This is a genomic window from Mucilaginibacter sp. RCC_168 (assembly GCF_041355315.1).
Classification (GTDB): Bacteria; Bacteroidota; Bacteroidia; order Sphingobacteriales; family Sphingobacteriaceae; genus Mucilaginibacter.
On the sequence record NZ_JBFUPN010000027.1, the window covers coordinates 11,469 to 34,389 of the forward strand.

The 22,921-nt window shown below is 40.0% G+C and carries 13 protein-coding genes; 8 read left to right on the plus strand and 5 right to left on the minus strand.

Features of this window, described 5'->3' with window-relative positions; all coding sequences use genetic code 11:
- Window positions 1-38 precede the first annotated feature (38 nt).
- From AB6735_RS23170 to AB6735_RS23190, 5 genes are all read left to right on the plus strand, one after another.
- Window positions 39-3,893, plus strand: a complete 3,855-nt coding sequence (locus AB6735_RS23170) for a hypothetical protein (RefSeq protein ID WP_370998475.1) — start codon at window positions 39-41, stop codon at window positions 3,891-3,893.
- Between the two features lie 14 nt (window positions 3,894-3,907).
- Window positions 3,908-8,698: a DUF6443 domain-containing protein gene (locus tag AB6735_RS23175; RefSeq protein WP_370998476.1), complete on the plus strand. Its 4,791-nt coding sequence runs from the start codon at window positions 3,908-3,910 to the stop codon at window positions 8,696-8,698.
- A gap of 9 nt (window positions 8,699-8,707) precedes the next feature.
- Window positions 8,708-9,064 carry a hypothetical protein gene (locus AB6735_RS23180; RefSeq protein ID WP_370998477.1) on the plus strand — a complete coding sequence of 119 codons (357 nt, stop codon included), beginning with the start codon at window positions 8,708-8,710 and terminating at the stop codon, window positions 9,062-9,064.
- A gap of 421 nt (window positions 9,065-9,485) precedes the next feature.
- Window positions 9,486-9,968 carry a hypothetical protein gene (locus tag AB6735_RS23185; protein WP_370998478.1) on the plus strand — a complete coding sequence of 161 codons (483 nt, stop codon included), beginning with the start codon at window positions 9,486-9,488 and terminating at the stop codon, window positions 9,966-9,968.
- Between the two features lie 84 nt (window positions 9,969-10,052).
- The gene (locus AB6735_RS23190; protein ID WP_370998480.1) at window positions 10,053-10,196 is read left to right on the plus strand and encodes a hypothetical protein; all 144 of its coding nucleotides are present in this window, start codon (window positions 10,053-10,055) and stop codon (window positions 10,194-10,196) included.
- A 3-nt stretch (window positions 10,197-10,199) separates the two neighbouring features.
- On the opposite strand, the gene AB6735_RS23195 is transcribed toward AB6735_RS23190, so the two are convergent.
- The 3 genes from AB6735_RS23195 to AB6735_RS23205 all read right to left on the minus strand — a co-directional run bounded on the left by AB6735_RS23195 (window position 10,200) and on the right by AB6735_RS23205 (window position 11,775).
- Window positions 10,200-10,676 (minus strand): hypothetical protein, encoded by a 477-nt coding sequence (locus tag AB6735_RS23195; protein WP_370998481.1) that lies wholly within the window; start codon window positions 10,674-10,676, stop codon window positions 10,200-10,202.
- Between the two features lie 217 nt (window positions 10,677-10,893).
- Window positions 10,894-11,223 carry an RNA recognition motif domain-containing protein gene (locus AB6735_RS23200; RefSeq protein WP_370998482.1) on the minus strand — a complete coding sequence of 110 codons (330 nt, stop codon included), beginning with the start codon at window positions 11,221-11,223 and terminating at the stop codon, window positions 10,894-10,896.
- Window positions 11,224-11,385: 162 nt separating this feature from the next.
- The gene (locus AB6735_RS23205; protein WP_370998483.1) at window positions 11,386-11,775 is read right to left on the minus strand and encodes a helix-turn-helix domain-containing protein; all 390 of its coding nucleotides are present in this window, start codon (window positions 11,773-11,775) and stop codon (window positions 11,386-11,388) included.
- Window positions 11,776-11,914: 139 nt separating this feature from the next.
- On the opposite strand from AB6735_RS23205, the gene AB6735_RS23210 reads away from it, so the two are divergent.
- The 3 genes from AB6735_RS23210 to AB6735_RS23220 all read left to right on the plus strand — a co-directional run bounded on the left by AB6735_RS23210 (window position 11,915) and on the right by AB6735_RS23220 (window position 16,458).
- Complete coding sequence (locus AB6735_RS23210; protein WP_370998484.1) at window positions 11,915-13,384, plus strand: HEPN domain-containing protein; 1,470 nt, start codon at window positions 11,915-11,917, stop codon at window positions 13,382-13,384.
- Window positions 13,385-13,942: 558 nt separating this feature from the next.
- On the plus strand, window positions 13,943-14,479 hold the full coding sequence (locus AB6735_RS23215) for a type II toxin-antitoxin system antitoxin SocA domain-containing protein (RefSeq protein ID WP_370998485.1): 537 nt from the start codon (window positions 13,943-13,945) through the stop codon (window positions 14,477-14,479).
- 14 nt (window positions 14,480-14,493) lie between these two features.
- A complete protein-coding gene (locus AB6735_RS23220) occupies window positions 14,494-16,458 on the plus strand; it encodes a hypothetical protein (RefSeq protein ID WP_370998486.1) in 1,965 nt (654 codons plus the stop codon).
- 242 nt (window positions 16,459-16,700) lie between these two features.
- Here the strand turns inward: AB6735_RS23220 and AB6735_RS23225 are convergent, their stop codons facing one another.
- Both AB6735_RS23225 and AB6735_RS23230 read right to left on the minus strand, forming a co-directional pair.
- Window positions 16,701-17,075, minus strand: a complete 375-nt coding sequence (locus AB6735_RS23225; protein ID WP_370998487.1) for a hypothetical protein — start codon at window positions 17,073-17,075, stop codon at window positions 16,701-16,703.
- Window position 17,076: 1 nt separating this feature from the next.
- Window positions 17,077-22,683, minus strand: coding sequence for a type ISP restriction/modification enzyme (locus AB6735_RS23230; protein WP_370998488.1), 5,607 nt, complete (start codon window positions 22,681-22,683; stop codon window positions 17,077-17,079).
- Window positions 22,684-22,921 lie beyond the last annotated feature (238 nt).

Here is a 22,921-nt window from a genome sequence, read left to right on the forward strand (position 1 = left end):
TACTTAACCGATAAATAAACCTAACACAATTTTAACTTATGATAAGAAACGTTGTACTCCTTTTCTTAGGATACTTTGTTATTCAAGGTGCAAACGCACAGAATTCATCTACAAATGCTGCTTCAACAGGAACGGAACTGACAACGCCGCCAAATGCGGCTGCATTTACAACCTATGGCAAAGTTCCTGTAAGCCAATTCACCGGTGTAGCCGACATTAAAGTCCCGCTGTATAATATTAAAGTCGACAATCTCAACCTACCAATTTACCTATCTTATTATTCAAAAGGAATTCAACCGAATAGTCATGCAGGTTGGGTTGGTACCGGTTGGAGTTTATTTGCGGAATCTGCCATCACCAGGAAGATCAATGGAATGACAGATGAGTATGTGAATCCCGATATTGGAATTACTACAGTTAATGGCCGGAGAGAGATTGGATGGTATTATGCAGATGTACATAACCGATTAAATAACGGTACCTGGAGCAGCCAATCCCAAATTGTAAAATATACCGGCGATAACATAGTTGATGGTGCTTTTGCGGATGCCGCTGCTGATGAATTCGATTTTAACATCAATGGTATAAGTGGCGCTTTCTTTATGGGAGAAGATGGTAAATGGAAGGTTAGAGCTGCTGGCGGAGAAAATATAACCATCGAGGAGACTCTTGGACAATGTACATTCAATACTTATCCCTTAAACACTTTGCATCCTTTTTCAAATACTATTTATAATACGTTTACAAAATTTGTCTTGACAACTGGAGATGGAACGAAATATGTATTTGGTGGCGGCAACCCTGCAAACAATACCAGCATAGATTTTAACCGCGCCGGTCCCCATGTTAATTATAATTATTACATCATTCCAATGGCCTGGCATATCACCCAAATCATCCTGCCAAGCGGCAAAACTATTAACTACAATTATTTCCGGGACGGTGTTCAATTAACTTATAGTCCTTTTGCGAATGGGGCTTATTATAATTATCAGGACGGCGTTAAACCAGCTTGGTACCAAATCTTTGATGGCTATGGAATTTCATCTTCGACCACTAACAATGATTTTTTAGATGCCAGCATGAATTTCATGGACCCAGTACACCTACAAAGTATTACTTTTCCGGAAGGTAAATTAATATTTAATTCCACAGTCTCTCCGGAAACCAACCAATTGGACTATCCATATACTGGATTGAATTTTATGGCTAATACTAGTGTTTATAGCGGTGCCCAAACAGCCTATAGCATTTTTAATTCCTTTTTTGATTTGACCTATAATATTGACCCCAATTTGCACGATACACCTTCTTGCCGCTGGCGTCAGCTAAATGATATTGAATTGGATGATTATAACGGCAACAAACTAAAAAATGAACATTTTAGTTATGGTACCCAAGGCAATTATACAAACCAAAACGGCATATCTATTGCCACCACGAGGATGTTTTTAAACTCTGTTCAGGAAACCGGATATTACAACTCGACAACCGGAACATCACTGCCGCCATATACCTTTCAATATAATACCACACCATTGCCAGCTTATGCGACGCTACAAACTGACCATTGGGGATTCTATATCGGCCCATCAACTAACCGACTCTATAAACTTCCAACTACTTTCGACAGTCACAATTTTCCTGATGCAACATGGCAGGCTTATTATACTAATTTTAGAGAACCGGATGCAACCTACGTTACAGCCGGAATTTTAACCCAAATCAATTACCCTTCCGGTGGTTATTCCCAATTTACATATGAAGCTAATCGCTACCGGAAATGGGTGGCTGACCTTCCAATTACTGTCAATATGTTGTCAGCAGATGCTATCGGCGGCGGTGTTCGTGTGAAGAACATAGTTACAACCGATGCGGCAAATGCTGCTCCAATTACCTATGAATATAGTTATGTTAATGACTTAGCTTCGAATGTTTCCAGCGGCGTATTGGGTATGTCCAAACCGGTATACTTTAATGTGACATCCCAGTTTAGATATGGGAACGGCACAAGTTTTTCTTATTTGACCGCTGACTACGCGTTCTATTCCAGCAATCCCATATTTCCTTCACAGAACGATGACGGAAATATCGTCACTTATGGCAACGTTATTGAGCGGCAAAAAAGTAACGGAACATACAATGGAATGACCGTCAACACTTATTCTAATCATGATAATGGTTATGGTAATAACGGCCCCGATGCCGCATTTTGGATATTATCCAGCGAAACTTCGATATATCACTACAATGACCGGGCATTTGAAAGAGGCATGTTGTTGACACAGTTAACAACAGATAACAACAATAAGCCTATAAAGCTAATCCAGAATACCTATAATAATGATTCTAATAGATTCAATTCCTTCGTAAAAAGCGTATTCTCAACCAGTAGGGTACAACAGGTTAATGCTGGCGGAGCGACAAGAATCCTGAACTTCTGGAAAAGCTCCGCCATTCGCAATTATACCTTTTATCCTTATCTGCAACAAAGCGTGGAAACAGATTATCCGTCAGATCAAACTGCTCCGACTACGGTGACCACCACAAACTATGTATACGATGCTGTAAATGGCACCAAAAACATGGTTCAAAAAACATTGCTCAACAGCAATGGAGAAAAACTCATCAATAATTATACTTACCCATTGGATTTTTCCCAGGGCGCCGGAGATAGTTTTACACTGGGGATTATAAATCTCAGAGCACTAAAAGCCGTCAGTCTACCTGTTGAACAGTACACTCAACGCTCGAATGGAGATGGGACGAACCTGCGTACAGTCGCTGGTTCATTAAACAGTTACAATACTGATTTTCCAATCCCGGATCTGGTTTATAAAACAGACCTAGTCTCCGCAAAATCGAATTTTCTCAAAGCGACGAATGCGACGGGTCTTACCAAAGATGCCAGCTATCAACCAAGAACGTATATCGATCGTTTGGACCCTTCGGGAAACCCGTTGCAACAACATACAGCCTATGGCCGAAATCAATCCTATCAATGGGGCTATAATAGTAACTATCCGACGGTATTTATCGATAATGCCTCGAATACCTACAAAGTAACCACCACCCAAACAACGAGTGGGAATGGCTTTACCATTCAATTCCCTTATACCGATAGAAACACCTACACGCAGCAATTCACCGTTGGTGCTGATGGTGCGACAGTTCTGTCTATAGATTATGGCGGCGATGAAGGAAGTGGTACGGTTCGGGCAGAAATATCTATCGACATTACAGGGCCAAACAATTATGACACAGGCTTCTTTTCCCTTTGCTTGGCAGGAGGAACCGCTACATGTGGGAATTATTCTTCAAGCAGGGTAATTAATGGGCTGGCACCGGGAACATACACTTTGCAAGGCAGCATTTATGATTTGCAGAATCTGAGCCTTCCTATCAATTTATCCGTTTCATATCCCACACTTTTAACCACGACGACGACCAGCGGAGTTAAAGACTTTTACTTTGATGGCTTTGAAGAAGGGGGAGGCAACAGCTCCGTCAACGATAGCAAGACCGGCCATTTAAGTTTCATCGGAGCCTACACAAAACCTTTAACTAATCTGTCATCAAAAAACTATGTGCTGAGCTATTGGCTAAAATCAGGCGGCATCTGGACTTTGCAAACATTACCTCCTGTAAGTGTAACCGGAGGAACGTATACGATTAGCATTCCCAACGGGCAGATCGATGATGTACGTTTTTATCCGGTCGATGCTAAAATGACGACTTATACTTTCGATCCGATGGTCGGTATAACAAGCAGTACGGATGCAAAAAATGAGACTACCTATTATGAATATGATAGTTTTCTGCGTCTGATGAACATCAAGGATAAAGACCGGAATATCACAAAACATAATGAATATCACTATCCAGGACAATAAGTAACCTAAACACTTTGACCGATATCGCCATGCTAATCAATCTGAAAAAAAATATAAAAAATAAATTTCACTTTTTATCTGCTTTATGCCTTTTTATCATATCGGGTAACCTGATGGGGCAGGTGCCTAATATTTCCTACAACAGCCCTCAGACATATATCGTTAATACTACAATACCTGCACTTTCTCCTTCCAATAATGGAGGAGCGCCGAGCATCAATGGACAAACCAGCAGGTTCGCCGGAAGTGGCGGTGCGGGAGCTGTTGTCGACGGAACAGGCACAACTGCAAGTTTTAACGGCCCCGTTGGCATAGCGATGGACAAACAGGGTAATGTCTATGTCGCTGATGCGACAGGTAATGTAATCCGTAAGATTACCCCATCGGCTGTGGTGACAACCTTTGCTGGTAGTGGAACACCCGGTGCGACCAATGGAACCGGTACCGTGGCTACCTTGGGTCACCCGGACGGGATCTGTACCGATAATGCCGGCAATATTTATGTTGCGGATTTGGGTAACCAAATGATCCGAAAGATCACGCCTTCGGGAGTTGTAACAACACTGGCGGGAAGCGGAACAGGCGGTTTTGTTAATGGCACAGGTGCTGCGGCCAGTTTTAATTTTCCCACAGGTGTTGTTGCTGATCCATCGGGTAATATTTATGTTGCCGAAAGCGGGAACAATTGTGTCAGAAAAATCACCCCGTCTGGTGTAGTGACGACGCTGGCCGGCAATGGAACCGGGGGATTTACCAATGGAACAGGTACCGCAGCAACGTTTAACTCGCCATTCGGAATCGCCATTGACGCTTCAAATAATATTTATGTCGCCGATCGGTTTAACCACGTGATCCGCAAAATAACCCAGGCTGGCGTGGTTACCACTTTTGCTGGTAGCGGTGCTTCCGGGATGGCAAACGGCAGCGCTACGACTGCCAGTTTCAATGACCCGGCAGCAGTAACGGTAGATCCATCCGGCAACGTATATGTGGCGGATAAAGGGACAGGCAGCTTTCAGATAAGAAGCATTACTCCCGCCGGGAACGTAAGTACACTTTCCGGAACCGGGGCCACTGGCTGGAACGATGGCGTTGGAAATGTAGCCACCTTTGCGACACCGTGGGGTATTACCAATGATGGGCTGGGTAATTTATATGTCTGTGACTACAGCAACAATATCATCCGTAAAGTGATCTATTCCGCGTTTACCATCAGTCCAGGTCTTCCGCCGGGGCTCTCCTTTAACAATGTCAATGGGGCAGTTAGCGGCACACCTACAGTTACCGCACCTATGGCCACGTATACTATAAATGCTTACAACGGCTCTGGTAAGAGCGCTGACGCCCAGCTAAATATTACCGTGAATGCCGGCCCCCCGCTTAATTTTAGCGCAAATCAAAATTATATTGTAACCTCTATACCCCGTGACAGGGGCCTGACGAATAACGCGCTGTTAAGCACTGCCCTTACCGATAAAGTAAAGGTTCAAACCAGCATACAATATTTTGACGGTTTAGGACGAGCCATTCAAACGGTTCAGGTGCAAGGCAGTCCCGGGGGAAAAGACATCGTCCAACCCTTCGCTTATGATGGATTTGGGCGAGTGAGCCAAAAATACCTGCCTTATACGCCAGCTAACGGTTCAAATATAGACGGGAGCTATAAAGCTGACGCATTGACGCCTGGATTAGGGCAAGGGCTGTTTTACGTTTCTCCACCGGCTGGCGTCACAGCAACAAACTATCCTAAGTCTGTCACCGCATTTGAGCCGTCGCCATTAAACAGGAATATTGAACAAGGTGCTCCCGGCACTGATTGGCAACCGGTGCCCAATAGCGTTAATGGACATACCATTAAAATAGCTTACACGGCCAATAATCAAACGACGTTAACAGATACAGCGAATACCAAACTGGTTCTCCTATATCAGTCAACTGCAAACAGTAATCAAAGCCGGACATTAACATTGAACGGCAGTTACGGTGTTGGTCAATTATTCCTAACAACATCCAAAGATGAAAACTGGAAAAGTGGACGAGGCGGTACAGTGGAAGAATACAAAGACAAAGAAGGACATATAGTCTTAAAACGGACCTTCAATTATGTGCCCGGATCATCTCCTGTTTTGCAGATGTTTTCTACTTATTATGTGTATGATGATTTGGGTAACCTGGCTTATGTGTTGCCTCCAGGGGCATTTCCGGATAATGGAATCCCATCTGCTACGGTACTCAACGGATTATGCTATCAGTACCGTTATGATGAACGGAATCGGTTAACACAAAAACGCATTCCAGGAAGAGGCTGGGAATTTACGGTATATAATCGTCTCGATCAGCCGGTACTTAACCAGGACAGTGTGCAAAGGCTTGCTAACCAATGGACGGTTACTAAATATGATGTGTTGGGACGTGCAATCATGACGGGTTTATGGAACGCAGGATCAGTTATTGCTTTAGGAACGCTGCAAAACAGTATCTATGGAGGTGCACAATGGGATGAACGCGACTATACCAATACAGCTTCAACCTATCCAACCGGGTATATACTCACTACCTACCCCACTTTGTCCAAAACCTTAATTATTAATAATTATGATGATTATAAAATTGCGAACTTGCCGGATGGATACAAAGTAACTAACGGCGTGAGTCAGATGACGAATGGTCTGTTGACAGCAACCAGAATGACAATATTAAATACCGTTTCTAATCCAACGCCAGATTTCCTTTGGAATGTAAATTATTATGATGATCTGGGTAATACGATTAGGGCGTATAAACAACATTACCTAAATGGAATATCAAGTCCCGCGAATTTCGATGTCATACTTTATACGTATAATTTCAATAAACAGATGACTACCGCTAACCGGAGGCATTTTACAACTACCAGTACTACAAATCCACAATTGACCATAAATACCCAGTATATTTACGACCATATGGGCAGGAAGACGAAAACCTGGGAACAAATTCAGAATTTGGGGCAGTCTATTGATGCACGCACACTAATATCAAAAACGGATTACAACGAGATTGGTCAGGTTTACAAGAAAAACATCCATAGCCTTGATAGTTTAAATTTTTATCAAACTGTTACTAACAGCTACAATGAACGGGGATGGTTGTCCGGAAGTTCGTCAGATCAGTTCACAATGAATTTATATTATAATTCGGGTACTATCCCTCAGTATAATGGGAATATGTCTAATCAATCCTGGCTGACAGCGGGAGGAACTGCCACCACCGCGATTTACGTATATGATCAATTAAACAGGCTTGTCCTGGGCAACACGACGAACGGGAATAATGAAAGCAACATTGCCTATGACTTTACGGGTAATATCAAGACATTAAACCGTTATACCACCAATACCCTGACCGACCAATTGACATACACTTATGCAACAGGCACCAATAGGCTGCAAAGCGTGAACGATGCGATAGTGGGCACAGTTGGACAAAAAGGCGGAACGACGAATTATACCTATGACGGTAATGGTAACCTTTTCAGTGATGACGGTAAAGGAATCACTGGCATAACTTACAACTTACTAAATCTGCCGCAAACAATAAATGGAAAGAATACAACATATGTATATGATGCCGCCGGGCGCAAATTACGTAGAATAATAAGCACGTCGACTACAGATTATATTGATGGAATACAGTATGACGGAACAACCTCGGCAATGCCAACAGTAAGCTTTATTCAGACAGAGGAAGGCCGCGTATTACCAAAAGATGCTGCGGCTTACAACTATGAATATATGCTGACCGACCACCTTGGTAGTAGTCGGGTAAATTTTGATACAGGCACCGGTGTTACCCGACAGGTGCAGACAGATGATTACTATGCATTTGGAAAAGAAATAAATAATAAAACAAACGGTATTAAGAATGAGTATCTTTATAATAAAAAGGAATTACAGGAGAATCTAGGGCTTTATGATTACGGTGCGAGGTTCTATGATCCGGTGATTGCAAGGTGGACGAGTGTGGATCCGTTGGCGGAGAAGACGAGGAGGTTTAGTCCTTATGTTTATGGTAAGAATAATCCTATTAGGTTTATTGACCCTGATGGGATGAAAGCCTATGACTGGTTGGATAAAGGTAATGGTAACTATGTTTGGGACGACCGTGTTGTTGACCAAAAGACGGCAGAACAATTTCATGGTAACGACGCTAAATATGTAGGAAAGGAGGCGACAATTACATCTTACACAGCTTCAACGGGCGGAGAGAAATTAGATCAAGTAAATCTACATAGTGACGGTACCATAAGCGCGGAAAAGCTTATGGACCACCCCGGTACTCCTAGTTTAAGGTGGGCCAAGGATGGAACCATAACCAATGCTGCGGGCTCTGTGATTACACCAAGGCGAACAGAGGGGGCTTATGTAGACCTAACTGCACAATTTGCATTTATAGGTGGAGCCGGTATTGCTGCTGGAAAGGTTATCGACGCAGTTGGAAACTCAAAAACATTTTTTACATTTTCTGGTAATATAGGAATTGCAATGGGGGCTGGTGTTGATGTTGGAGGTATTAAGCCTACACGCGGAAATCAATTCTATGTAGATCAGTTTTCAGGTACGTCCTCATCTTATAGTGCTTCTGCATTTATCATCGGCGCAAGTTACGGAGGGAGTATTAACCCTAATTTAACAGGCGCTCAACAGATGAACCCTGCTAATTTTGGAAAAAATACAGATGGCTATACTACCGGAGGTGTAACTCTTTCAGGTGGTTTTGATGTAGGTTTAATGTTTAGTCATGGACAAACATGGCTTGGTAATTAATAAAGAAATATGAGAAAAATTGATAAGATTATTATTTACAGTATTTTAGGTATAGTTCCTACATGTCTGATCTTATTTTTTCTTTGGAATACAATTTGGGGACCTTCTTCCAAACAAATAATTACTGAGATGGATTTGTCAGAAAATGTTAATGGCGTAGTTGATTCATTATTTGATGATAAAGCAAATCATAACGTGAGGACAGCTATACTGAAAAATCATTATGTGTTTCAAATAGAATCCCAATGGGCATCAAAAATTGAGATAGGAGACTCATTAAATAAGAAAAAAGGCTCATTTCTTTTAGAAGTATATAAAAAGGGGAATAAGAAGTTGGTTTTAGATTATCGATCGACCTTGCGTTAGTATCCCGGCTGGTGCGCGTGAGCCACGCGTTCTATTGATAAGCGATAGGTAGTTTAAACAGGGCCTGCCCGATGAGCGCCGGGCTTTGTTGTTGTTACTTTTTATAAACTATTCGGGTCTTAGCATGCTGAATGAGGCCATCTATAGCGTACATGATGTGCTCCCTGTCTTCATCAGGGAGTTGCTGGATAGATAGCACCTTATCAAAAAGGGCTTGGTCTATTTGCTTATAGATGATCAAAGACAAGCTACAGACAACCCCGAACTGCTGCATTACATCGCAGGTAAGCTGTACATCACTATCTTGGGTGGTATAAATTAACCGGTCTGGACAGACTGAAAGTAACCCTAAAGATGATCTGTAGTAAAGGAGGAAGTGAGGGTGAAGGTTCAAAAGGAAATCCATTTAATCCAGCTTCATTTGGCACGAACAATCGGGGGTATACAACCGATCAGTTTTCCATTGCTCCAACTGCAAGCGTTGAAGCTGGGTTTATGTATAGCCGCGGTTACACATGGTAAGATTATGAATAATAATTTGGCAGTTAGTAAAACAGGAGTGATTAAAATAATAGTACTACTTATAATAGTAGTATTCTTCATTCTTTGGCAAAAGTATTGGTCTCTCACTAAAGAGGAGATCGTACTGGAGGGCGTTTCTTCTATGGAATTTCACGGTAGAATAGATTCTATTTATCGAGACAAAGGGGATCATAATACAATGAAAGTAATTCTATCTGGAGGGTATGTATATGGTATTTATGCTGATTGGGAATCAGAAGTCGATTTAGGAGACTCTTTATCTAAAACAAAAGATTCTCTTAGGGTAAAAGTATTTAAAGTGAGTGGGGAGAGAAAATATTTAGACTATAGACAGTTAGTTAAAGGGTTTAAGAAAAATTAATCCATTGCTGGCACACACCTGTGAACAGCAGCTATAGTAACAACTAAGCCCAACCAGCGCGTTGGGCTTTTACTTTCCATTCTCGTGCTTATCTGTGCAGGAACCGACCACAATGTTGACCTGCTGGCCGATTTTATAAAGACCGAGCGCCAGTGCTGCGATTTCTTTAACTTTAGTATCGACGTTAACAATGACGAAACGGCCAGGTTGAAGATAAAAAAGGTGTAAATATTATTTGACGGAGAAATCGCGCAGTATTTCTTCCCTAACCATATTGACGTCATGCTCCATTTTTGAGTAGAGGTCCTCATACTGTGAACACATGTCAAAAACGGCTAATGCATATTCTGCGTATAAGGCGTCCTGATCTGTATTCGGGGCCTTCCTGATCCTGTGCATGATGTTCTTGACTTTTAAATAGAGCTGTTGAGACCTGGTATTTGATTCGATGACTTCACTATTGGACATGGATACTCTAAAATAGAGGTTGATCAGGTTAAACTTCCAGTTTTCGGTTTTCAACTTATCCATGTACGTGTTTAATTTCACCATTTCCTTGTTTAAGAATTCCAGGCTGGCCTCGCTTCTGGTATTGTTCCAGTTTTTCCAGTAACCGATATTCTTTTTGATGATCACCATCATCTCGCCTGTCATATAAATTCTCTCCAATCTCCATTTTCCTGGTCCGGTAAAGGTTATTTCTTTCACGGTTATATTTGCGCTTATTGGATCAAGGTGCATTAAATGAGTTTAAGCGAAAACGGAAGAAGAAACGGGGCTTGAGTAACGGAATGTAGAAGTATAGAATTCTGCATTTGTTCAATTGTAGAAATGTAGAAGAATAGATTTACAGATTTGTATAAATGAACATTTATACAAATCTGTAAACTTAGAAATACATAATTATGTATTTCTAATAAACCAACTAATAAGGTCTTAAAACCTTTTGATAAACTGGAGGTCGTTGGGGAACCGTAAATTCATCGGACAGTAAAGAATTATCTGCTGGTTCTTCATTGATCTTTACCGTTAGTTCTTTTCCATCCAACGTAGTGCCGTTTAATGCTTCAACAGCAACTTCAGCACCTGCCCTTTCGTTCATCTCGATAAAGGCATAACCTTTACATAGTTTTGTTTTTTTGTCCCGAACGATTTTAAGGGTGCTGATGTCACCATGGGGTGCAAATAACTTTGCCAGTTCTATTTCTTCAATATCAAGCGGAAACCCGCCAACAAATAACTTAACCAATGCCATACCTTGCTACAAATGTAGAGATATAGAAAACTAGATTTCTACATTTATAGAAATGAATATTTCTGTGACTGTAGAAACTTAGAAATGCATAAGCATTTCTAATACTTGAACTATGCTGATCTCAACTATAAAAGATAAAAGCCCCTTTTTTGGGGCTTCGTATTATTTTGAATTCTTTAAAATCTCAATTTTCTCTCTTTCACTTTGTAACAACTGCTCATAGAGTTTTTTATTTTCTTCGTAAACCTCGATAAGCTTATCGATAGGATTGAAAGTACATTGGTATTGAACCGAGCTTGAATTGTCATGGTAGTTATTTCCAATGATATTGAAAACCGCCTCTTCATTAAAATTTTTTATTCCTTCAGCCGTTACCCCCAGAGCTTGTGCTATTTTTTCAAGAGCCAGGTCCTCAACTTCATCACTTTGCTCAATTTTAGAAATAGCTTGTTGGCTTACACCTAATAAAGTAGCTAACGCTTCTTGCTTCATGCCCCGCAATTCGCGAATCTTACTAATTTTTCGTCCAAGGTTCAATTTAGGTTCTGCCATAATTCAAAGGTATATTATAATGGTAAATGTACAAAACAACCTGCTTATTGTAAAGTACAACTTGCTATGGTTCGCTACGGAGATGTTTTGCTATTCTTTTGTTTTGTCGGTTAATGGAGGCCGGTTCAATGTAGGAGTGATGGAAGCAAACCAATTTAACACACAAAATTTTTATCCAAAATATCTTGATCAAGATGAAGTCGATAACCCTTTATTCGTAATCAGGGACTTCTATTCTGCGGACTGGCTGGCGGGACACCTGGAAGAGTTATTGAAGTGGCGTAAGTATGTAATAGAAGAGGGATATTATAAAGATGATACCGACAATCCAGCCAGCCTGTTATATACTCATCGCCTGAATGTTAAACTTGTTGAAGCTATATACCTGATTAGTCAGACCAAAAGAGCTAAAAAACTTGCTAAACAAGTTCTGATAAACTTTGATGACCAGTTAGAACAGGAAGAAAATGAATGGATAGATTATCCGGTACACCTTTCGGCTGTTGAACGCATAAATCCATACAGGTTTATCCGAGAATTCTTTAAAACATATAGTATTGACCAATACCGCAACTTTCTGTATGAATGGCTGGAAACCGGTTTATCAGTCAATGCGGTTGATGAATCAATGGAAGCTTGTGAAATCATATATTTTTATGAAAATATGCAAAAACTGTACGAGGCGGCATGGATCATAAGGCAGAGGGAAATCGCGCCAACCCTTAAAATCAAGACGGATAAAGCAGAAGACTTGCCGGAAATTTCGCAAAAAATTAAAGCCGGTATCCCCCTGTTCAAACAGGACTGCACTTTCAATAATGTCCTAACCAGTGCAGAAAAGGATGGTTTAGGCGAACTGATCGAAATAATTTGCGCGGAAATCGCTTCCGTTCAACTGATTGTTTATTTAGGCACGCATCCTTCCCCAACTACTTTTTATTTGCTCATTATCATAGATGAAGCCGATAAAACACCGGAGCATGAGCTCATTAATAAGATCGAAACGAATTGCAAATATTTGATAAATGTTTGCGCCATTGTGCATAAGTCTGACGGTTTCCTTCGCGCGATAAATGAAGGAAACCGATTTTTTATCAATACGTTAAAAAGGACTAATATTGCTTATCGTTCAGCAGAATTGGCGATACCGACTTTACGTCACATCGACAAGGAGGTAATTAAATTTAGGGCCGAAGCAAACTGGGCGCGATGGGGAAGTCAGGGAAAGAGTTTCCTGGATGCGGCATTAAACAGTATCGATGAAGGAAATTATAACCTTTCAGTGTTCTTAATGCACCAAGCAGTTGAAAGTACCCTAAGTGCAATTATTCGGGTAAACCTTGATTACCGGATCGCTATTCATAATTTGGCGAGAATGCTCCGTATAAGTTTAATTTTCACTAACGAACTTAAAGAAGTTTTTGATCTCAGCTCTGCTGAAGACGTGCAGCTTTTTGAACTGTTACAAACTGCTTATTCCGCGGCTCGATATAAGGATGATTTTAACCCCGATCAAAAGTTGGTTAAAGAATTATCCGATAAAGTGTGTTTGCTTTACATGACGGCGGAACAAATTTACAATGAGATAATAAAAAGCATTAAGGATTAAGCTCGGCAAGGAGGCAGACGGTTTCATTACACCGACAGCCTCCTTACTTATGACAATCTAATGTTCGCTGAAGCTCACAATAGTTTTTCGATGTCTCTCAAATGCCGTTACGAACACCATTACACCGCAATCACAAAATTAGCATCGCAGGAAAAATGTCAAGGGTATATAAACGGTGCAGTTAATTGCTATTTACAGGCAGCACCGCCCTTGACAATTTTCCTGCTTGCCGCTGCCGGTTGTTTAAGCGCTGCAATGGCGCGGTGTGTTCCAATAAATCAAACAACCGATACCGGCTTGACTAAACAAATCATACGTAATTTGTCCAATCGCCACCAATATAATTGTAATAATACTTTATTTCTTAAACACAATAAAACCATACTAAATTAATTAGCAAAACAAAAGATTTTTATATATTTGCATTTATAACGTACACCATCTATTTTACGGTTATAAACATTAAACAGCTAATGTTAACAAAATTTGACAAACATATAGTTGATAACTACTAACTTGCGGATAATCCGCAACGACTATCAAACGATACACCCCATTATGAGCATTTCAGTAAAATTAGCCGCATTTGATCACGTAGTGAATCAGTTGATAGGTTGGTACACGGAAAAGCACGGTAACTGGCACGAAAACGATCTCTCACGACTGAAGATTACGAAATTGCTTTTTTTTGTTTCAGCTGTTACAGCCAAGCAGGATGAATACGGGTTGTTAAATATCTTCGACAACTTTTCGGCGTTACCTTACGGACATGTCGAAAGTGACATCCAGGATCGTATATTGGAATCTTCGAACTATCTAATTACCAAAGATGCTCTATCCTTCCAGGATGGGGTGCAAACCTATGAAAAGTCTCCTGAATTAAGCGAGAATTTGGAAGCACAGGTAGACGAAGCGGTCAGAAGTTTAAAAGCAAAGAACCCGGATTTGATTTCCTATAGCGCATTCGACCTTGTTGAACTCAGTCATCGCTGGCAATCTTGGAAGACGATATTTGCATTGGCAAAACAGAACGGAAAGCTGTCGATGAAAATCCCGCGTGAAATGATAATGAGCGAACCTAAAATTTTCATTTAAACGCCGAGCTAGTCATGAGTGTTATTCTGGCTAAAGCTTATGCCGACCTGACCACTAGGTTCCCGCAAACCTGGGCAGACCAGTTCATACCAATCGGTCCGGATAATCCTAATGATGCCACCACTGTGCTACAACTACAGACGGCAATGACCGGCGGCCTAGAATCAATTGCTAATGAATTGTTCGATAATCTTAACTACTCAGTGCTTTCCGGTGAATATGTCAGCGACATTGATGCTTGCGAGCAGTTGGTCGAACAATTGGAAAACTACATTAAATCGGTTGGTGCTCAAATCGACTTTCCGCTACATCCCCAGATGACATTTATCGCACAGGACGTCTTTCAATCTTACTTTTACGTTTCCGCGAAAGAATTGCTAAAATATTACAGGAAGTTGTTGTATTTCGTCAACAGACATCTTGTACATCAGCCTAATTCCAGTACACTGTTTTACATAACTAGCCCGGAAAATTCAAAAGCTCGGACCGGCAATGAAGCAGCTAAACAATCTGCAGAATTATTTCGATTAAATACGCAGCTATCAGAGGTCGACCATAGCCTGACGTTTAGCAAACAGTTTTTTACGCGCCTTATTTTGTTGCAGGACGTTTTGGACAAACTAACACCGTCAAGCCCGCTGGCTGAAATATTGTATAAGAAATGCTCTTTTCTGCTTTATAAGATCTCAGCGCGTTTAAAGGAAACTCGGAAAGAATATCTTTACGGTATTGACTTCAAATTGTCTGCGGTGGGGCTGGTCGAAATACCTGACTTTGATTTATTTAACCAAATTATCAACGGGCATTACGGAATCACGGTTAATACGCCACTATTTGACCAGCGGCTGCGGAACGCACTTAACAAAATTGACCAGCAAATGGCTCTCGACCTGGGAGATTATCACGCGCTTATCAAACATTACAAAGACGAACTGCACGATTTGGGGAAATTACAGCATTTAAAGACACTGTATCAACCCTATTATCAGTCGCAGTTATCAAGTACTTCTAAATTTGACAGAAAAGCATTAGACATTACGTTTTGCTACCTACTCAATAATATCCTATCTCTAGAGCTGGAAAAGAAACAATTTAACCTTGCTAATTGGGAAACTAAATTTAAGTATTATACAGATGAGGCCGACCGTTATAAGAACAAAAACTTTTTTCCATATTATAAGATCGTAAAGGAATTTCTGATTGCCGAGATATCACGCCTGCTCAAAGAAAAGGATAGTGACCTGATAGTGCTCGGAACGTTGATCGATGATTATAAGACCAACCTGAAAAGTCTTTCCGAGAACCTTCAGATTTGTGAAAACACAGATTACCTAACATTTCAAAACAACTACCAGAACTGCCTAACGACGCTGCACGACTCGACCGGGCGGGCAACGGAGTGTTTTGTCGCTTCTTCTTTTGTGCTCCCACTGTACTATGGTGAGTATAGAGAGGAACTGGAATTTTTCAAAGCTGAGTCCTACAAGTTCGATGCGATGCTGGAGATTCAGCAAATGATGGTATCCGATAGGGGCGAACTCAATTCCGTTAAACAGGAGATGAAGAACACGGACAAACGTAATATTGAGATTCTCTCGATATTCGCCGCCCTGGTGATGTTTGTCTCAAACGAGATACAGATTTTCGGCAAGGTCGCCAATATGGCTGATGCAGTCGCCTATTCCTTATTCTTCGCCTTTGGCCTGAGTTTATTTGTAATGTTGATTTGGCTAATTACCCGACCCGAGGGTTTGAAGAAAGATGACTTTAAGCTAAGCCACAAGATTGGTCTTACATTTTATATTGTAGGGCTGCTAGCCGCAATCGCTTATGTCAGCTTCATCAAGTTCGCTGACTCACCCGAAAAGAAACTGTCACGTATGCAGTTTAAGATCGACTCGCTGAAAAAAATCCGGACTTTTGACACCCTGCAAATGCCTGTTCCAAAACCGAAACTTAAAACATCTGCAAAACTCTAAGACAGCCAAATGTTTGCTGCTAATACTAAGTGTTACAAACTTCTCTTATCTACTAGTCGAGGGAGTCGAACTGTGATTTAATTTAATGCTTACGGTAAAATTACAGACGTTCGGGTGAATCCAAAGGACATACAAGCGGAATATGTATTTCTTTAAAGGTGCCTGGCTTTGATATCGTTCGCCAGTGTGCGTCGAGTTAAAGCGTTGAATAAGACGTTCGTGAAAATATACTTTCAGCCCATCTATTTGATTTTCTTTAGTGTATTTCCCGAATACTTATATGTAAACACAAACGGGCTAGCTTCTGAATGAATGGTATGCAAAATTTTAGGCCACAAACTTAAGACAGACAATGAAAGCTGAAAGATATCCACCTTTGCGACTAACCTACTTTTGAAGGCGAATACTTTGTATCCCTCTTCATAATGCCTTTCCGTAATAATGTCAATTCCCTTTTTCGTTCTATCAAATAAAAAAACAACAGAATTTGCATCTGCATCTTCAAAGTCGCTCGTTCTTATAATTTTAATTTCCTCGGGAATTTGCATTTGGTGCAATAAAACTAGCCCCTCGGCTAAGTTTTTAGGGTATTGAGTATCTAAATAAACTTTAATCATATCAATTTAGATATTCAACAGCAGCTAATATTTGTTCTTTTGTAATTTCGTACTGGATAGATAACATATCAATTGATCCCAGACCATCATAAACAGAGGCTATCGTTTCTGCCCAGACAGCGGTTCCATTATTAATCACCGCTTTACCCCCACCTTGTTTTGGATCAACCACAATCAGCTTTGAATTTTCAATAGGAAAAAATTGTTGTGCTAAACCACTTGTATCAAAGGATATGTTAGAAAAGAAAGATTTGATAATGTCTAAATTAAGTTGACTGGTACCATCTAAGGTTACAACATTATCACCAATCGTAAACTTAATGCTATTACCTGCTACTTTTAAATCATCGCGTACATTATTGGTAGCAAAAGGATATATTTTATTTGTAAGGTTTTTGAGGTTAGTACGGGCAGTAAGAATCTTTTTTAATGCAAATTTATTATCGCGAAGTGTTCCTATTACGACCAATTCGATAAGGCCATAAAAGCTGATGCGCATTTTGTTAACATCTTGCTGTTGCCCAGTAGATAGACCCTCATAATTTTCTTTAGACAGTTCTTTAAACCACCTCGTCACCTTATCTCTTTTAAGACGGCCTTTTGTGATTTGAACTACGTCATTAACGAAATATATGCCTTCATTTAACGAAAACTCTTTCATAGGATTAGCAGCGATATTTTCATTGGCATTTAATGATTCATCTAAATTATAAATATTATTTTCAGTGTCAACTAAATTTTCGCCTATATCGAACGACACTGCGGGTAGGCTGTTAACAATGTCCACTGTTTTTACACTTACATTTATTATACTTAAAAGAAGGTCCAAAATATATCTTGGGTTTCCATTCCCTGCTCCCCAATCATTAGGATCGTTAGAAATACCGCTTTCTTTGTGTTTAACAACCTGATAACGTTCAACTATCCATTCAATCGCACTTTTGCCATTCACTATGTATTGATAGGCTTTATCGGGGATGTTTGAAACACTTATTTGACTGTTATAAATAATCTTATCTTTTTGCTCTTTCTTTTGGAAACGCATCTTTTCTACTGTAAAAAAATCTGTTTCTTCTCCAGTTACTAAACAATCTTGATAAGGAGCTACAGATTCATAATTAATGTGCAGCTCTGCAAGTTCACGGCCAGCCCTACTGATCTTGTAAAAATCCCGAACGTCCTCTACCAACTGTAAGCGAGGGAGCATTTTTTTCAAGTCATTGGCAAATTGTGTACGATATTGATGACTATGTAGAAAGCCATATATATAATAGAAAATATCTTCTTTAGTTACAATTTTACCGTATATGCTTCGTGCTCGATTCAATATATAATCACTTATCCCATCTCTGCGAATATATTTGCTTTCACCTACAGCGTCAAATAGCCCGGGTGTTTGGAGCTGGCGCTCTTCATAATAATATAAGGGTAAGCATTGACAACCCCCATCGAAAATATTGAGGTCGACGATATTTTCAGAAATTGTAACAGAGAATCCCCGTCTCTCACCCAATCCAGGTATTACTATCACAATATTAGGACTTTGCTCATTTGGAAAAAGACTGTCGAATTGTCCTCTTCGGTGAATTAACTTTTCACCGAAATATAGATGCCTTTTATGAAACAATCTGTACGTAGCAATTTTTAGTTTATTACTCTCGAATTTGATTTTATTTCCTTTTTCAAAATGAGGGATTAAGCTGCTTGACCAGCTAATTTTAGTTGGATCATTATTAATGAACTCTGCTACTTTGAGATCATTTTTCTTTTCCCTCGCCTTAATGAAGTCAGTTGTATGACTATTATAAAAATCTATCATTTGCGTAACATTGGCGATAACATTCTTTTTTGCCGAGTTATAAACCCAGGCATCCCGATTTGTATTCGCGCCCAGGGAATTAATTACAAATGCTGATTTTGAGGATTGGTCAAATTTTTTGTCCGGAACCAATGGAATAAAAAATTCAAAGCCCCCCATCCTTTGATTTAACCAATCATTGTGCTCGTTAGGAATCAAGTTTTGCCATTCGATCTCAGGATTAGTAACCTTTGCAAATTTTCTTATGCGATTTAGTTTTTCCTTTCTATTCAAATAATCTCCAATGTCAGTATAATGTATTTTTGCTTTTTCATAGGAATTTGGCTTCTTTACCGCCAATGTAATCGATACACCCGTCATTATTTCAAACACATTTTGCCCTTCACGTCTTGCTGAATCGCCGGAACGCCCACGAATAGAGCCTCTTAGGTTGAACACATAGATTGTTGAGAATTCCTCTTGTAAACACTTACGAAACCCATCAGAGTCGTTTGCTTCGAGCCAACCACTATTAGTTATGAATGCTATGATGCCTCCATATTCTTTATCTAACCTGTCTGACGCCCAGCGAAAGGCTTTAATGTAAGAGTTATACAAATCCTTTACTGAAGTCGCAGCGCTTTCTTTGGCATATGTTGCCGTAATTCTGCTATCTAATTTTGGATAGCTCTGATTCTGCGCATTGTCGTTAGCTGACTTTTGCCCAACTGAATATGGAGGGTTGCCCATAATAACTTTCAGAGGTGCAGCTTTTTGTTTTGCTACCCGTTCTGAATTTTGCGGGAACATATCTTTATGGAGTTTGTAATTATTGTCAGTTTCACCCAATTGAAAAGTATCAGTTAAACAAATCCCATCAAATGCAGTATATTCTATTTGGTCTATAGCATCGTGATAAGCGTTTTCAATATTTACCGCAGCTATATAATAAGCCAGCAATACAATTTCGTTAGCATGAATCTCATGCTGATACTTACGCTTTAAATCGGCCTTATTGATTAGACCACTTTGGATAAGCCGGGTTACAAATGTTCCTGTGCCGGTAAACGGGTCAAGTATATGTATGTTTTCATCACTGATACTTCGACCGAATTCTTTTTTAAGTACATCATTAACCGAATGGATTATAAAATCAACTACTTCGACTGGAGTATAAACAATACCCAACTTTTCGACCATTCGCGGAAACGCTGTTTTGAAAAATTTATCATATAGTTCTATGATAATACGTTGCTTACCCTCGGCGTTATCAATTCCGCTTGCCTTTTTTCGCACCGAATCATAAAACTTTTGGAGTGTTTCTGTATCCTTTTCCAATGATCCAGTTTCGAGTAAATCGATCATGGTTTGCATAGATATTGAAATGGGATTGTTACTTACAAAAGAATAACCTTCGAACAGCGCTTCGAAAACAGGCTTGGTAATAATATGCTGCGAGAGCATCTCAATCGCCTCTTGTGACGTGATACTAGGGTTTATATTTTTTTGTAAGCCACTTAGAAAGTTATCAAATCCTTGTTGATGGATAACATCTTCTTTAACCAATTTGGTAATACGGGCAACTTGTCGTTCAGCGATTTGAGCCACATCTTTTGCCCATTGCTCCCAATACAGCCGATCACCTACTTTTTGCACCATACGAGCGAAAACTATATTCTGTAATTCCTCAAACTTGACAGCTAATTGCTGACCTAAAGCATTACCAGCAACGTCACCATCTTTATCACTGAAAACTGGCATCCCATCCTCAAAAGTAATATCAGGTCGGCCTACTAATATTTGCTCAGGACGGGCTTTGTTCAACTCAATTTTGTTAACAATAGCATTAAAACGGTCATCGTGCGCACGTAATGCGTTTAGGACCGTCCAAACGACTTTATAACGTTCATTGTCGTTTAATGCCACTTCGGCCTTTACAGTCGACGGAACAACGACAGGTATAATGATATAACCATATTTTTTACCGGGTGAAAGGCGCATCACGCGGCCAACAGATTGAACTACATCAACCTGTGAATTTCGCGCCGATAAAAACATTACAGCATCTAATGACGGAACATCAACCCCCTCACTTAAGCAACGCACATTAGTTAGTATACGGCATTCATTTGGTGCAGCTTCTGCTTTCAACCAACCCAATAGTTCATCGCGTTCGGGTGCCGACATAGTGCCGTCAATATGTTTTGAGGCTACGGATACCATTTTATCCTTTTTTTCGCCGGGTAATGAAGCAATGTAAACTTCAGAAGCTGTATTGTACGTTTCCGTAATTTTTTTTGAATTGGCTATTGTTTGACAAAATGCAACAGCTCTGCGCATTGGTTCGGGGTCGTTTTCTTCAAGTATCCCTGCATCACCTAATATTTGCTTTGATAATGCATTAACACAGCCAATTAGTTTAGATGCATCATCTGTGTTGATTTCGTTGTTGCCATTCTCTATCATTTTTTGAACGGCTGGTGGTACATCATTTTCATTAAGAGTTAAAATGAGTACCTTATAATCTGTAAGTAACCCTAACGAAACTGCCTCACCAAACCCTATCCTATAAATTTCTTTACCGTATAAAGCCTCATCATCCATAGAACATAATACAGCATCAGCCTGTGCAGCTTTGGTTTTGGTATCATCGCTATACAAACGAGGCGTAGCGGTCATATACAAACGCTTTTTGCTTTTTATAAAGGTGTTGTCATGAACTTTAGTAAAAGCCGACTCATCGGCACCAGCTAAAGAAACACCTGTGGTACGGTGTGCCTCATCGCAAATTATAAGGTCGAACTCTCCAAATCGACTTTTTTCTTTTAATAATTCAGTTTGTGCTTTGGCAATTACTTCAATAGATTGATACGTTGAAAATACGACTGTCATCCCCGGATTACCAGAGAGTTTAAAATGGTTGAATTGGTGTATGATTTCCTGTACGTTTGTAGATGCCGGCAATGCAAGATCAACCACACTGAAACCATCGCTATCTTCGTTTTTGGTTTGTTTTTTTGTAATGGCAGGATCGGAACAAATGCAAATCGCATTAATTGGCTCGTCAGCTAATATAGTCCACTCTCGCAAGGTTTGTCCTAACAAAGCGATAGAGGGAACTAAAAAAAGAATAAAACCTTTGTTATCGGTTTCGTTTTCAGCTATACGCAGCGAATTAAATGTTTTACCTGTACCGCAAGCCATTACCAATTTACCGCGATCTACCGCTTTGAAAACTTCGTGAGTTTTTTCCATTGCTTCTCGCTGGTGCGATTTGAGCGTGTATTTTCGTGTACGTGCGGCTTCACCATGTACACCATTTTCTAATTTCTCCCATTCAATAGGTGCTTGTTGAAGATCATGTAGTTTTATGCGATTTACAGCGGGGTATTGATTCTTAATGGCTTCCTCTGCATTGCTACCCCATCTTTTACCTGTAGTGTCAATCCATAATCTGTGTGAAAACGCCACAGTCTTCAATTCTTCATTTTTAAACTGACGACTTGACGTCGAAAGAAAGCTATCGACAGCAGGTTTATCTATTATTGCCCCCTCCGCATAACACTTGCACTGAATCGCCCAATAATCACCATCAAAAGTTTTAGCTACAAGATCAATACCCGTATCCACACCACCGAGATCCCGTTTACCATGAAATTCGTTCCATAACCAAACGTTTTTAAGACGGGGCGTATACTGGGGGTCTGTCAATAAATATGCTTGCATTAAACGCTCAAAGCGGTTGCCTTTATCGCGTTGTGAAAAAGATATTGTACGGTATTTATTGAGAATATTGTTGAAAGCAATCATTAGACAAAGTAAACATGTTTAAGCCAATCTACTAATAAAATGGGAATTTGATACGAAACTCTATGTACTCTCAAACCTTTTAACAAAAACCCTAATTAGAGTAGGGGTTAGATATTAGATTTGTTCTACCAAACTGAATGTGTATATTTACATATAAGTTCTTTAAAACAACTCATACTCACTCAAATTATACGGTGACTTTTAAGGTGTCTCTATTGATTTTCGAGTTTATATACAG